Source organism: Blastococcus sp. SYSU DS1021 (genome assembly GCF_054050995.1).
Map to the genome: position 1 here is coordinate 61,485 of NZ_JBJHAL010000013.1, position 12,617 is coordinate 74,101.

Sequence of the window (12,617 nt, forward strand, 5' to 3'; positions counted from 1 at the left end):
TCCGTCTTGCTTTCCGGGGCGATCGAACGTATGTTCGATGCATGGCGGACGTCGGGGCGGTGAGCGACTGGTACGCCACCGCCCGCGCCCGGGCGGTGGCCGCCGGACGGCGCCGGCGAGCCCGCGAGGCGTCCACCGAGTGGCCCGAGTTCGCCCCGCCGGTGAGGCTGGCCGCCGGCCCGCTCGGCGAGGTGCAGGCCGCGGACCGCGAGATCGCCCGGCAGACCGCGCTGCGCGCCCGCGCGGTCGCCAGGTTCGCCGCGGACCGGCCCGCCGACGGCGACCGTGCCCAGGGTGAGCCGGGCGCGATGAGCCCGGAGCGGTGGGCCGCGCGTCCCGAGGTGCTGCGCGGGGTGAGCGAGTGGGCGACGCAGGAGCTCATGATCGCCCTCTCGCTCTCCGCCCGGGCCGCGGAAGCGTTGCTGGTCCGCTCGCTGACGCTCGTGGAGCGGCTGCCCGGCACGCTGGCCGCCCTGGAGGCGGGGGCCCTGCACCCCGGGCACCTCTGGACCATGCTCGAGAAGGTCGCTCCCATCGCCGACGACCGGGTGCGTGCCGAGGTCGAGGCGGAGCTGCTGCGCTGGGCTGCGGGCCGGGTGGTGACGCCTGCGCAGCTGAACGACAAGGCGCGCCGCGAGGTGGCCCAGCGGGACGCCCGCGCCGCGGCCCGCACGCTGCAGGAGGCGCTGAAGCGGCGCGGGGTCCACATCCGCCCGGATGCCGTCGACGGCATGGCGACCGTGAGCGTGTACGCCACCATGCCGGAGGCCCAGGCGCTGTACCGGGCACTGACCGCCTGCGCGGAGGCGCTCGACGGCGACGACGATCAGCGCACGCGGGGCCAGAAGATGGTCGACTGCCTGCTCGACCTGGTGCTGCGCCCGGGCGAGACCGATCTGCCGCCGGTGCAGGTGCTGCTCACCGTCGTCGCCTCGCTGGCCACCCTCGCCGGCGGAGACGGTTCCGGGGAGATCGACGGGCAGGTCGTGCCGGCCGAGATGATCCGCCACTTCCTGACAGCGCTCACCGGCCGGCCGCTGGGATCCGACTCCGCGGAGCCGGCCCCGGGGCAGCCGTCCGGCTCGATGTCGTGGCAGGCGCAGGAGCAGGCCGAGCTGGAGTGGTGGCTGGCCGAGACGGAGCGCCGGCTGCTCAGCGGTGAGCTGGTCGATCCCGACCCCGACGGCAACGGCGACCTCGCCCCTCCCCCGGACGTCGCCGGCGACCCCGCCCTTCCCCCGGACGTCGCCGGCGACCCCGCCACCACCCACGACGCACTCCCGGGCGACACGATCGAGGACGCCGAGATCGAGGACGCGCCCCGCGCCGACACCGGTACCGACGCCGGTACCGACGCCGCCGTGGCCCAGGAGCGCCGGGGGTGCACCGCAGCCTCACCGACGTCGCGAGGGCCAGACCGGCGGCGCGGTGATCCTCCGGCGCCGGAACCGGAGGACACCCCGCCGGATGCCGACAATTCCTCACCGGCAGCAGCGACCACGGCCGGGGCGGTACCTCCCGGGCCGGCGGCCACCTCGCCCGGAACCGGCTGGTGGACGCTGGCCGACGAGGCGGTCGAGACCGCCGGCCTCGCCGTGCTCCGCGCGGAGCAGGAGCTCTCCCGCGCCGGTCGACTGGTCCGCACGGCAGTCACGGCCGACGCCGACGACGAGGCCACCTGGCGGGCCGGCCCCGGAGGGCGGCTCACCGCAGCGGAGGACGCCCTGGCGGCGCTGCGGTCGGCCTCCGACGGGCAACGGGCGTGGCTCGCCGACCTGCTGGGGAGCACCGGTGGCGGTGGGCTGGCCGAGCGGCCGAGGATCGCCCTGACCGACGCGTTGTCCGGCACGCTGCTGGCCCTGACCGACCTGCCCGGTCTGCGCCGCGCGGGCAGCTGCGACCGTCCGTGCTGCCGTCGGAGCACCGGTCGCTGCACCCACGACCTCTCCGACCGGCCCGGCCTCGGCGCCCCGGGGCCCAGCACCGGCTACCGCCCTTCGGGCGAGCTGGATCGGTGGGTGCGGGCGCGGGATCGTCGCTGCCGGTTCCCCGGCTGCCGTCGACGGGTGCCCCGCGGCGGCGAGCTCGACCACCACCGCCCGTATCCGGACGGTCCCACCAGCGCCGGCAACCTCGCCGGCTACTGCACCACCGACCACCGCGGCAAGCACCAGGCACCGGGGTGGCGCCACGACCTCGGCAGCGAGGGGACCCTCACGGTCACCACCCCGAGCGGTCTGGTCGCCACCACCTCGCCGCCGCCGTACTGAGCGCCACACCACCGCCACGCATCGAGAAACCGGGTACGGGGCACCCCGTGCCCATGGCTGCTCAGATCAGCGACGCCGTCGTCGTCGACGTCCTCCGCCGGCTCGACCGGCTGCTGACCCCGCTGGCGGACCGGATGGGCCGGCCGCCGGAGCTGCCGCGCGAGGAGCGCGACCGCTGGTGGGCCGACCGGGTGTCCCGGGTGGCCGCGGGCGTGTCGGCGGTCCCCCGCTTCGCCGGCAAACTCGCCGATCTGCTGCCGCTGCAGAACAGCGTCGGCACCGCGGTGCAGTCGTTGGTGGTGCTCGGTGTCGCCGGGGAGCACGGGGTGACCGCCCCGGCCGACCGGGTGTCGCTGCTGGCGCGGGTCCTGCTGCGCCGGGAGCTCACGCCGACCCAGGTCGAGCCGCTGCTCACCCGGAGCAAGGGCACCTACGTGGAGGGCGCGTTCGGCCCCCGGGACGAGCGCCGCGGGGCGAAGGGCGCCGTCCGCACGCTGTGGCGGGCGGCTCGGCTGCTCGGCCGAATCGACGACGCGCTGGACGCCCGCCCGAAGGGGAAGCTGTTCGCCCGCGCCCTGTCGAACCTGCCGGTCGTCGGTGTGGCCGGCGGGTACGCCTCCGAGCGCGAGGGGCTGCGGCGGGCGGCTGCCCGCGCCGCCGACCTGCTGGAGGGGACGCGGCAGGGCTGACGCCCAGGTGGTGCGGGCCGGCCGCCCCGGCAGTCCGCCCTACCCGGTGCGGGCGCTCGCCGGTTCCGCGGGGGCGGCGTCCCGGGCACCGCCCCGGCCCTCGTCCCGGTCCTCGTCCCGGCTCTCGTCCTGCGCGTCGTCCCGCTCCGGGTCGCGCCAGCCCGGCCCGGCAGCAGGCTCCCGGCCGCGCAGGTAGTCCACGACCCGGGCCACGCAGGCGGCGATCGGCACCGCCAGGAAGGCGCCGAGGACGCCGTAGGTCACGCCCCCCACCGTGACCGCGAGGATGATCGCGAACGGGTGCAGCCGCAGCACAGGGCTCAGGATCAGCGGTTCGAGCAGGTTCCCCTCGGCCTGCTGCACCACCACGACGAGGGCCAGCACCAGCAGCGCCGTCGTCAGCCCCTGGTCGGCCAGCGCGACGAGGACGGCCAGCAGCCCCGAGACGAAGGCCCCCACGATGGGGAAGAACCCGCCCAGGAAGACCAGCACCGCCAGCGGCATGGCCAGCGGGACGCCGAGGAGGACCAGCCCGATCCCGATCGCCACGGCGTCCACGAGGGCGACGATCAGCTGGCCGCGGAAGTAGGCGCCGAGGGTCCAGAACAGCTGCCCGGACACCCGACCGACGTGCTGCCGGGTGCGCTCGGGCAGCAGGCTGATGATCCCCGACCAGATGCGCCCCCCGTCGCGCAGGTAGAAGAACAGGGCCACCAGGAACAGGACGACGGCGGTGGCGACGTCGCCGAGCGTCCGCGCCACCTGCAGCCCGCGGTCGACGACGTCGCTGCCGCCGCCGCCGAGCGCACCGGCTGCCTGCTGGGCCATGTCGGCGAGCCCACCGTCGCCGACGTCGAAGGGCAGCGAGAAGGGCGTGTCAGCGACCAGCTCCGCCAGGTCGCTGAGCGCCTCCTCGACGCTCTCCGCCAGCGCCGGGATCTCGTCGGCGAAGCGCGGCACCACGAACCAGATCGCCAGCCCCAGCAGCCCGAGGAGGGAGATCAGCAGCAGCAGCGCGACGACGGTGGAGGGCAGCCCCTTCCGCTTCAGCCAGGCCGCGACCGGCCAGAGCACGGCGGCCGGGAACAGGGCGATCGCCAGCGGGGTGGCGACGACGCTGACCTCGCGCAGCAGCAGGTACGCCAGCACCGCCAGGGCGAGCACGCCGAGCGCGGCCCAGGCCCGCCGCCCGGCGCGCACCAGCCAGGAGTACCGATCCACCTGCTCCTCTTCCGCGACCATGGGGCCTCCATGCCCCGTCGCGCGCCCGGGCAGACCCTGGTCAGCGGACGGCCGGTGCGCTCCCGGCCAGGTTGGCGAAGACCTCACGCGTGGCGGTGGACCGGTTCATGGTGATGAAGTGGATCCCCGGCACCCCCTCGTCGAGCAGCCGCCGGCACAGGTCGGTGGCCACCTCCACGCCCAGCGCCCGCACCGCGGCCTTGTCCTCCGGCCGGTCGCCGTCCAGCGCAGCGAACCGGTCGGCGAGCTCCGCCGGGAACGCCTGACCGGACAGCTGGACGATCCGGGTGATCTGCCGGACGTTGGTGACCGGCATGACCCCGGCGATGACCGGGACGTCGCACCCGCGGGCGACGACCCGGTCCCGCATCCGCAGGTAGTCCTCGGCCCGGAAGAACATCTGGGTGATGGCGAAGTCGGCACCGGCCCGGCACTTCGCCACGAACATCTCGACGTCGGTGTCGAAGTCCGGCGAGCGCGGGTGGCGCTCGGGGAAGGCGGCGACGCCCACCGAGAAGTCGCCGACCGAGCGGATCAGCTCCACCAGCTCGGCGGCGTAGCGCAGCCCCTCCGGGTGGGCCACCCACTCCGCCTGCGGATCGGCACCCGGTGGGTCACCCCGCAGGGCCATGATGTTGCGGACCCCTGCCGCCGCCAGGCGGCTGATCACGTGCCGCAGCTCCGCGACGCTGTGGTCGACCGCGGTCAGGTGCGCCAGCGGCGTCATCGTGGTGTCCGCCGCGATCCGCTCGGTCATCGCCACGGTGCCCTCGCGGGTCGAGCCGCCAGCGCCGTAGGTGACCGACACGAACGAGGGGTGCAACCGCTCGAGTTCGCGCAGCGCCGTCCAGAGGAGCTCCTCACCCGCCGGGGTCTTCGGCGGGAAGAACTCGAACGACCACGTCGGGCGCTCGGTGGCCAGGAGCTCACGGACGGTGGGTGTCACGGCACCCGAGGGTACGGGCGGTGCGGCAGCCCGCCCGCGACCGTCCTGTCGGAGAACTCCCCCGGCAGGTGCATCCGCAGCGCTCCCGCGCCCGGAAGAGGGCGTGTCCCGACCACCGAGCGACGGAGGAACGATGCAGCGGAGCACCCCCGCCGCCCTGCTGGTGCGGCGGCACCCCACCGGATCGGGCGATACTGACCAGATGATCGTCGGGGCGCAGCCGCGCGAGTCCGCCCGCCCCGCACCTCCGCTGTCGGTGGCCGACCTGGACCGGGTGCGCGCCGCGGTCGCCGAGGCGCTCACCCGCTTCCTCGACCAGCAGCGCAGCACGCTCGCCGCGATGGACGCCAGCCTCGTCCCGGTGGTCGACGAGGTCTGCGCCGTCGCCGCGGGTGGCAAGAAGCTGCGCCCCTCGTTCGCCTACTGGGGATGGCGGGGAGCGCGCGGACAGGGCCCGGGCGCCGGCGAGGACGAGGACGCCGTCCTGCGCGCGGTCGCGGCCCTGGAGTTCGTGCACGCCAGCGCGCTGGTGCACGACGACGTCATGGACGCCGCCGGCACCCGGCGCGGCCGCCCCACCACCCACATCGGCTTCGCCGACCGGCACACCACCCACGGCTTCTCCGGCGACCAGGACCTCTTCGGCGTCGGCGCGGCGATCCTCGTCGGCGACCTGGCGCTGGTCTGGTCCGACGAGATGCTGCGCTGCTCGGGCATCTCGGAGCCGGCCCTGGGCCGGGCGCGCGCCGTCTGGGACGCCATGCGCACCGAGGTCACCGCCGGCCAGTACCTGGACCTGCTGCGCGCCGCCGGTGGGCTGCCCGGGCCCGACGGCGCGCTCACCGTGGCCCGCTACAAGAGCGCGGGGTACACGGTGCAGCGCCCGCTGCAGCTGGGCGCCGCCATCGCCGGGGCCGGCCCGGCCGTGGTCGAGGCCTGCTCGGCCATCGGGCTGCCCCTGGGCGAGGCGTTCCAGCTCCGCGACGACCTGCTCGGGGTCTTCGGCGACCCCGAGGTCACCGGGAAGTCCGTCGACGACGACCTGCGCGAGGGCAAGCAGACGCTGCTGGTCGCGCTGGCCGAGGAGGCCGCCGACGACGCCGGGCGCCGGCTGCTCGGCGACCTGCTCGGCAACCCCGCGGCCGGGCCCGACGAGTTCGAGGCGCTGCGCGCGCTGCTGGTCACCACCGGCGCCCGCGACCGGGTGGAGGAGCGCATCGCCGCCAGCACCGCCCGGGCCCGCCAGGCCATCGCCGAGGCACCCCTCGCCGAGGACGCCCGCGCGGCGCTGGACGCGCTCGCGGTCGCCGCGACGTCACGCACCGCCTGATGGTGCGCACCGTTCCGGGTCGCACCGACCGCGTCGTCGTCGTCGGGGCGGGGCTCGCGGGGTTGGCCGCGGCGCTGCGCCTGCGCGGGGCCGGCCGCGAGGTCACCGTCGTCGAGCGCGCCGGGGGGCCCGGCGGGCGGGCCGGGCGCATCGAGCGCCGCGGTTACGCGCTCGACACCGGGCCGTCGGTGTTCACCGCGCCGGAGATCGTGGCCGAGACCCTCGCCGCCGTCGGCGAGCGGCTGGAGGACCGGCTCGAGCTGCGCGCGCTGCGGACGAGCTACCGGGCGCAGTTCGCCGACGGCACCTCGCTCGACGTGCACGCCGACCCCGCGGCGTTCGCCGCCGAGGTGGCCGCGCTGTGCGGGCCGGCCGAGGCCGCCGCCCTGCGGCGCTACCTCGCCGACCTCGCCGAGCTGTACCGGCTGCAGCTCACCACGTTCATCGACCGCAACCTGGACTCGCCGCTGGACCTGCTGGGCCCCGAGCTCCTGGCGCTCGCCCGCCGGGGTGGCTTCGGCCGGTTGTCCCGGCACGTCGCGCGGTACTTCGCCGACGACCGGCTGCGCCGGCTGTTCAGCTTCCAGGCCCTCTACGCCGGGGTCTCCCCCTTCCGCGCCATCGCCGCCTACGCGGTGATCGCGCAGCTCGACATCGGTGCCGGCGTGTGGCACCCGGTGGGTGGGATCGGCGCGGTGCCGCGCGCGCTGGCCGGCGCCGCCGCCGACGCCGGGGTGGTCCTCCGGTACGACACCGCCGTCGGCGAGCTGGAGACGCTCGGCAACCGGGTGACCGGCGTGGTCCTGGCCGACGGCGATCGGCTGCCCGCCGACGCCGTCGTCGTCACCACCGACGCGCCGCACGCGCTGGTGCCGGGGCTGCGCGGCCCCCGCCGCCCGGTCTACTCGCCCTCCTGCGTCGCGCTGCACCTCGGCGTGCGGGCCGAGCTGCCGGGGCAGGCGCACCACACGATCAGCTTCGGGCACTCCTGGCGCGGGGTGTTCGACGAGCTCACCCGCGACGGCCGGCCGATGAGCGACCCCAGCCTGCTGATCAGCATGCCCTCGGTCACCGACCGGTCCCTGGCCCCCGAGGGCGGGCAGGTGCTCAGCGTCGTCGCGCCCACCCCGAACCTGGACCCGCGCAGCGGCGGCAACCCGGACCTGGACTGGGCGGCCCTCGGGCCCCGCTACCGGGACGAGCTGCTGGCCACCCTGGAGGCCCGCGGGTTCACCGGCGTCACCGGCGCGATCGAGGTGGAGCACATGGACACCCCGGCCACCTGGGCCGCCCAGGGCATGGCGGCCGGAACGCCGTTCGCGCTGGCGCACACCTTCGGCCAGACCGGCCCGTTCCGCACCCCGACGCTGCCCCGCCGCGGCCCCGAGAACGTGGTGCTCGCCGGGTCGTCGGTGCAGCCGGGCGTCGGGGTCCCCATGGTGCTGATCAGCGGCCGGCTGGCCGCCGAGCGGATCACCGGGCCGGTGGCGCGGTGAGCCCGCTCCGGCCGCCGGGTACCCAGGCCGCCCGGCAGGCGCAGCTGGCGGCCGCCTACCGGCACTGCGCCGCCATCGCCGCGGAGCACGGCAAGAGCTACCACCTGGCCACCCGCCTGCTCACCCCCGAGCGGCGGCCGGCGGTGCACGCCCTCTACGCCGCGGCGCGGGTCGCCGACGACTTCGTCGACCACCCCGGCGCCGACCCGGCCGGCGACCTGATGACCTGGTCGGCGGCGCTGCTCACCGAGCTGGAGACGGGCTGGTCCGACGACCCGGTGCGGCTCGCGCTGGTGCACACCTACCGGCGCTACGGCATCCCGGTCGAGCACCTGGTCGACTTCCTCGCCGCCATGACCAGCGACCTCGACGTCACCGGCTACGCCGACCTCGACGCGCTGGACCGCTACATGTGGGGGTCGGCGTCGGTCATCGGCCTGCAGGTGCTCCCCGTGCTGGGCACCGCTCCGGGCATCGCCCGCGAGGAGGCGGCACCGCACGCCGTCGCCCTCGGCGAGGCGTTCCAGCTGACGAACTTCCTGCGCGACGTCGGCGAGGACGTCGACCGCGGCCGGGTCTACCTGCCCGCCGACCTGATGGCCGCGCACGGGGTGACCCGGGAGCAGCTGGCGGCCAAGCGGTTCGACGACCGGTTCCGGCAGCTGATGCGGGAGATGGTGGCGATCGTGCGCCGCCGGTACGACGACGCCGCGCCCGGCACCCCGATGCTGGCGCCGGAGTCGCGCGACTGCGTGCGCGCGGCCACCGCCCTCTACGGCGGGATCCTCACCGAGATCGAGCGGGCCGACTACCGGGTGCTCGACCGGCGGGTGTCGGTCTCCAGGCCGCGCCGCCTGGCCGTGTTCGCCCGGCGGTTGACCGCCGCCCAGGTGGCGAGGGTGAGGGTGACCATGGCGAAGCCGAAGAGCAGGTCCTCCACCGGCGCGTAGGCGATCCGCGGCCCCCAGATCGTGGCCGGGTCGTAGGTCACCACGTCCAGCCCGGTGAGCACGCCGTTCATCAGCAGCTGGAAGAACACGATGATCGCGTAGGCGACCCAGAACACCCGCCGGGTGACCATGCGGGTGCGGAGGACCGCCAGGTCCACCACGAGGACGGCGGCGACCGCGGTCACCGCCAGGGCGCTGTAGCTCACCTCTCGGCCTCCCTCGCCGGATAGCCCGCATCCCAGCCGGTCACCTTCCGCACCGCCTCGAGCGCGAGCACCGAGCACAGCGGGACGACGAGGAAGAACAGGACCTCCTCCACCGGGATCCCCCCGGGCAGCCGGACGCCGACGGTGCGCGCCGCCGAGTAGTCCCAGTGGCCCTGCGCGATGGCGTAGAGCACCCAGCCGACGAAGACGACGAACATCGGGAGGACGGCGAGGAGGAACCGCCGCCAGCGCGCGTAGACGCGCACGCCCAGCAGCAGCTCCAGCGGTGCGGTCACCACCAGGCAGCCGACCAGCAGGCCCAGGTACGTCAGCCGCTCCACGGAACCCGCTTCCGTCCCCGGCCCGCCCCCGGATGCACCCGGCTCAGAGCGCCAGCGCCTGCGCCCGCCGGGTGACCTCGGTGTGCCGGTCGTCCCGCAGCGCCTGCACCGGGGTGCCGGGCAGCGACTCGTCCTCCCGGAACAGCCACTCGAAGGCCTCCTCGTCGCTGAAGCCGCCGTCCCGGAGGACCGTCAGCAGCCCGGGCAGGTGCTTGAGGACCACCCCGTCCTGCACGAAGTCGGCGGGGATCTTGCCGTTCCCGCTGCCGGGGACGGCCATCAGCTTCCCGTCGCGCAGCAGCTGCCGGACCCGGTTCGGGGAGGTGCCCAGCAGCTGGGCGACCTCCGCGGGGGTGAGCGTCTCCATAGAGTGTCAGCCTATGGCGAACAGCGGACCAGCGGGCAGCCCGGTGCCGGGACCGACCGGCCGGCACGACGGGGCGGAGGCCGCCGAGGTCACCGAGGTTGCCGAGGACCCCCGCCCGGAGCCGCCGTTCGTCGACCTCGTCGACCTCGAGGCCCGGTCCCGGGAGCTGCTGCCCCGGCCGGTCTACGACTACTACGCCGGCGGCGCCGAGACCGAGACGACGATGGGCGAGGCGACGGCGGCCTGGCGCACCTGGCGGCTCCGGCCCCGGGTGCTGCGCGGCACCACCACCGCCTCGCTCGCCACCGAGCTGCTGGGCACGCCGGTGGGCACCCCGATCGGCATCGCCCCCTGGGCCTACCAGGCCATGGCGCACCCCGACGGCGAGCTCGCCACCGCCCGGGCCGCCGCCGCCACCGGTGCCCTGATGACCGTGTCCACCAGCGCGACCCACAGCCTGGAGGAGGTCGCCGCCGTCGAGCCCGGCAGCCCGAAGTGGTTCCAGCTCTACCGGATGCACTCCGAGCGGCACACCGACGACCTCGCCCGCCGCGCCGGGGACGCCGGCTACCGGGCGCTGGTCATGACCGTCGACGTCCCGCTGCTGGGGCGCCGCCGGCGCGACCTGCGCCACGACTTCGTGCACCGCGCCGGCGTGCGGATGGCCAACCGGCCCCCGGAGGGCGAGGAGCCGACCCTCGACGGCCTGGCCACCGCCACCTGGACCTTCGACGAGATCGCCCGCTTCGGAGAACTCTCCGGCCTGCCGGTGGTGGTCAAGGGCGTGCTCCGGGGCGACGACGCCGTCCGCTGCGTGCAGGCCGGCGCCGCCGCCGTGTGGGTCACCACGCACGGTGGCCGGCAGGTCGACCCCGCGGTGAGCAGCGCCCAGGCGCTCCCCGAGATCGTCGACGCCGTCGGCGAGGACGTGGAGGTCTACGCCGACGGCGGCATGCGTTCCGGGTCGGACGTGCTCACCGCGCTCGCCCTGGGGGCCTCGGCGGTCTTCCTCGGCCGGCCGGTCGTCTGGGGGCTCGCCGCCGGGGGCGAGCAGGGCGTGGCGCGGGTCCTCGGCGGCCTCGCCGAGGAGCTCGAGCACACGATGGTCCTGTGCGGGCTCGACGACGTCCGGTCGGTACCCGCCGACACGGTGGCGGCGGCGCGATAACCTCCCGGAGGGCCGTGACTGGCGCGTCGAGGTGGGCCACCACCGGGGAGCGGCCCGCACCACCGTCGCCGTGCGCCTGGGCACCTCACCGTCGTTCAGCGCAGGAGCCCTCATGACCACCGCCCCCCGCATCACCCACTCCTTCGACGGCACCGCCGCCTCGGCCGCCTACCGCAACGCCCTGGCCGTGATCGGCGCCGTCGAGCCCCGGGTCGCCGACGCGATCAGCCAGGAGCTGACCGACCAGCGCGCCTCGCTGAAGCTGATCGCCAGCGAGAACTACGCCAGCCCCGCCGTGCTGCTCACCATGGGCAGCTGGTTCAGCGACAAGTACGCCGAGGGCACCGTCGGGCACCGCTTCTACGCCGGCTGCCAGAACGTGGACTCCGTCGAGGCGCTCGCCGCCGAGCACGCCCGCGAGCTGTTCGGCGCGCCGTACGCCTACGTGCAGCCGCACTCGGGCATCGACGCCAACCTGGTCGCCTTCTGGGCCGTGCTCGCCCAGCGGGTCGAGCTGCCCGCCCTGCAGGAGGCCGGCGCCCGGCACGTGAACGACCTCACCGACACCGACTGGGCGCAGCTGCGCCGCGCCCTGGGCGACCAGCGGATGCTCGGGATGTCGCTGGACGCCGGCGGTCACCTCACCCACGGCTTCCGCCCCAACATCAGCGGCAAGATGTTCGAGCAGTCGTCCTACGGCACCGACCCGTCGACCGGGCTGCTCGACTACGCCGCCGTCCGCGCCCGGGCCCGCGAGTTCCGGCCGCTGATCCTCATGGCCGGCTACTCCGCCTACCCGCGGCGGGTGGACTTCGCGGCGATGCGCGAGATCGCCGACGAGGTGGGCGCCACCCTGGTCGTCGACATGGCGCACTTCGCCGGCCTGGTCGCGGGCAAGGTGCTCACCGGCGACTTCGACCCGGTGCCGCACGCGCACGTCGTCACCAGCACCAGCCACAAGTCGCTGCGCGGCCCGCGCGGCGGATTCGTGCTGGCCCAGCCGGAGTACGCCGACGCCGTCGACCGCGGCTGCCCCATGGTGCTCGGTGGCCCGCTGCCGCACGTGATGGCCGCGAAGGCGGTCGCCTTCGCCGAGGCCCGCCGCCCCGAGTTCGCCGGCTACGCCCAGGCGGTCGCCGACAACGCGCAGACCCTCGCCGAGGGGCTGACGAAGCGCGGCGCCCGGCTGGTCACCGGCGGCACCGACAACCACCTGGTGCTCATCGACGTCACCGGCTTCGGCCTGACCGGCCGCCAGGCCGAGTCCGCGCTGCTGGACGCCGGCATCGTCACCAACCGCAACGCAGTGCCGGCCGACCCCAACGGCGCCTGGTACACCTCCGGCGTCCGGCTGGGCACCCCGGCGCTGACCAGCCGCGGCTTCGGTCCGGCCGAGTTCGACCGGACGGCGGAGCTGATCGTCGACGTCCTCTCCGCCACCACCCCGGCGGCGACCCGCGACGGCGCGGCCTCGCAGGCGAGGTACGTGGTGGCCGACGGCGTCGCCGACCGCACCCGGGCGGCGGCCGCCGAGCTGCTGGCCGCGCACCCGCTGTACCCCGGCCTCGACCTCGCCTGATGCGGCCTCCCCGCAGGGGCCCGGCGCGAGCTC

The 12,617-nt window shown here is 75.7% G+C and carries 11 protein-coding genes, 1 pseudogene and 1 riboswitch; of the genes and pseudogenes, 7 read left to right on the forward strand and 5 right to left on the reverse strand.

Features of this window, described 5'->3' with window-relative positions:
• Positions 1-41 precede the first annotated feature (41 nt).
• Positions 42-2,270 carry a DUF222 domain-containing protein gene (locus ACI8AP_RS11645; protein ID WP_456589505.1) on the forward strand — a complete coding sequence of 743 codons (2,229 nt, stop codon included), beginning with the start codon at positions 42-44 and terminating at the stop codon, positions 2,268-2,270.
• 53 nt (positions 2,271-2,323) lie between these two features.
• The gene (locus tag ACI8AP_RS11650; protein WP_456589506.1) at positions 2,324-2,959 is read left to right on the forward strand and encodes a hypothetical protein; all 636 of its coding nucleotides are present in this window, start codon (positions 2,324-2,326) and stop codon (positions 2,957-2,959) included.
• A 39-nt stretch (positions 2,960-2,998) separates the two neighbouring features.
• On the opposite strand, the gene ACI8AP_RS11655 is transcribed toward ACI8AP_RS11650, so the two are convergent.
• Both ACI8AP_RS11655 and metF read right to left on the reverse strand, forming a co-directional pair.
• A complete protein-coding gene (locus ACI8AP_RS11655) occupies positions 2,999-4,201 on the reverse strand; it encodes an AI-2E family transporter (protein WP_456589507.1) in 1,203 nt (400 codons plus the stop codon).
• Positions 4,202-4,241: 40 nt separating this feature from the next.
• Positions 4,242-5,147, reverse strand: coding sequence for a methylenetetrahydrofolate reductase [NAD(P)H] (gene metF, locus ACI8AP_RS11660; protein WP_456589508.1), 906 nt, complete (start codon positions 5,145-5,147; stop codon positions 4,242-4,244).
• Between the two features lie 133 nt (positions 5,148-5,280).
• Here metF and ACI8AP_RS11665 point away from each other — a divergent pair, with 133 nt between their 5' ends.
• The 3 genes from ACI8AP_RS11665 to ACI8AP_RS11675 are packed head-to-tail and all read left to right on the forward strand — an operon-like array spanning position 5,281 to position 8,923.
• The gene (locus ACI8AP_RS11665) at positions 5,281-6,477 is read left to right on the forward strand and encodes a polyprenyl synthetase family protein (RefSeq protein ID WP_456589509.1); all 1,197 of its coding nucleotides are present in this window, start codon (positions 5,281-5,283) and stop codon (positions 6,475-6,477) included.
• On the forward strand, positions 6,477-7,973 hold the full coding sequence (gene crtI / locus ACI8AP_RS11670) for a phytoene desaturase family protein (RefSeq protein WP_456589510.1): 1,497 nt from the start codon (positions 6,477-6,479) through the stop codon (positions 7,971-7,973). The genes ACI8AP_RS11665 and crtI overlap by 1 nt, the downstream gene beginning before the upstream one ends.
• Positions 7,970-8,923 carry a phytoene/squalene synthase family protein gene (locus tag ACI8AP_RS11675; RefSeq protein WP_456589511.1) on the forward strand — a complete coding sequence of 318 codons (954 nt, stop codon included), beginning with the start codon at positions 7,970-7,972 and terminating at the stop codon, positions 8,921-8,923. The genes crtI and ACI8AP_RS11675 overlap by 4 nt, the downstream gene beginning before the upstream one ends.
• On the opposite strand, the pseudogene ACI8AP_RS11680 reads toward ACI8AP_RS11675, so the two are convergent.
• The 3 genes and pseudogenes from ACI8AP_RS11680 to ACI8AP_RS11690 form a co-directional block, all read right to left on the reverse strand.
• A pseudogene (locus ACI8AP_RS11680) lies at positions 8,920-9,207 on the reverse strand (hypothetical protein); the annotation flags it as partial. The gene ACI8AP_RS11675 and the pseudogene ACI8AP_RS11680 overlap by 4 nt on opposite strands.
• Positions 9,126-9,470, reverse strand: a complete 345-nt coding sequence (locus ACI8AP_RS11685; protein ID WP_456589512.1) for a lycopene cyclase domain-containing protein — start codon at positions 9,468-9,470, stop codon at positions 9,126-9,128. The pseudogene ACI8AP_RS11680 and the gene ACI8AP_RS11685, both read right to left, overlap by 82 nt.
• Before the next feature lie 43 nt (positions 9,471-9,513).
• The gene (locus ACI8AP_RS11690; protein WP_456589513.1) at positions 9,514-9,837 is read right to left on the reverse strand and encodes an Rv2175c family DNA-binding protein; all 324 of its coding nucleotides are present in this window, start codon (positions 9,835-9,837) and stop codon (positions 9,514-9,516) included.
• A gap of 13 nt (positions 9,838-9,850) precedes the next feature.
• Here ACI8AP_RS11690 and ACI8AP_RS11695 point away from each other — a divergent pair, with 13 nt between their 5' ends.
• Positions 9,851-11,005: an alpha-hydroxy acid oxidase gene (locus tag ACI8AP_RS11695; protein ID WP_456589514.1), complete on the forward strand. Its 1,155-nt coding sequence runs from the start codon at positions 9,851-9,853 to the stop codon at positions 11,003-11,005.
• A 4-nt stretch (positions 11,006-11,009) separates the two neighbouring features.
• Positions 11,010-11,094, forward strand: a riboswitch (ZMP/ZTP riboswitch).
• Between the two features lie 23 nt (positions 11,095-11,117).
• Positions 11,118-12,584: a glycine hydroxymethyltransferase gene (locus ACI8AP_RS11700; protein ID WP_456589515.1), complete on the forward strand. Its 1,467-nt coding sequence runs from the start codon at positions 11,118-11,120 to the stop codon at positions 12,582-12,584.
• The last annotated feature ends 33 nt before the right edge of the window (positions 12,585-12,617 follow it).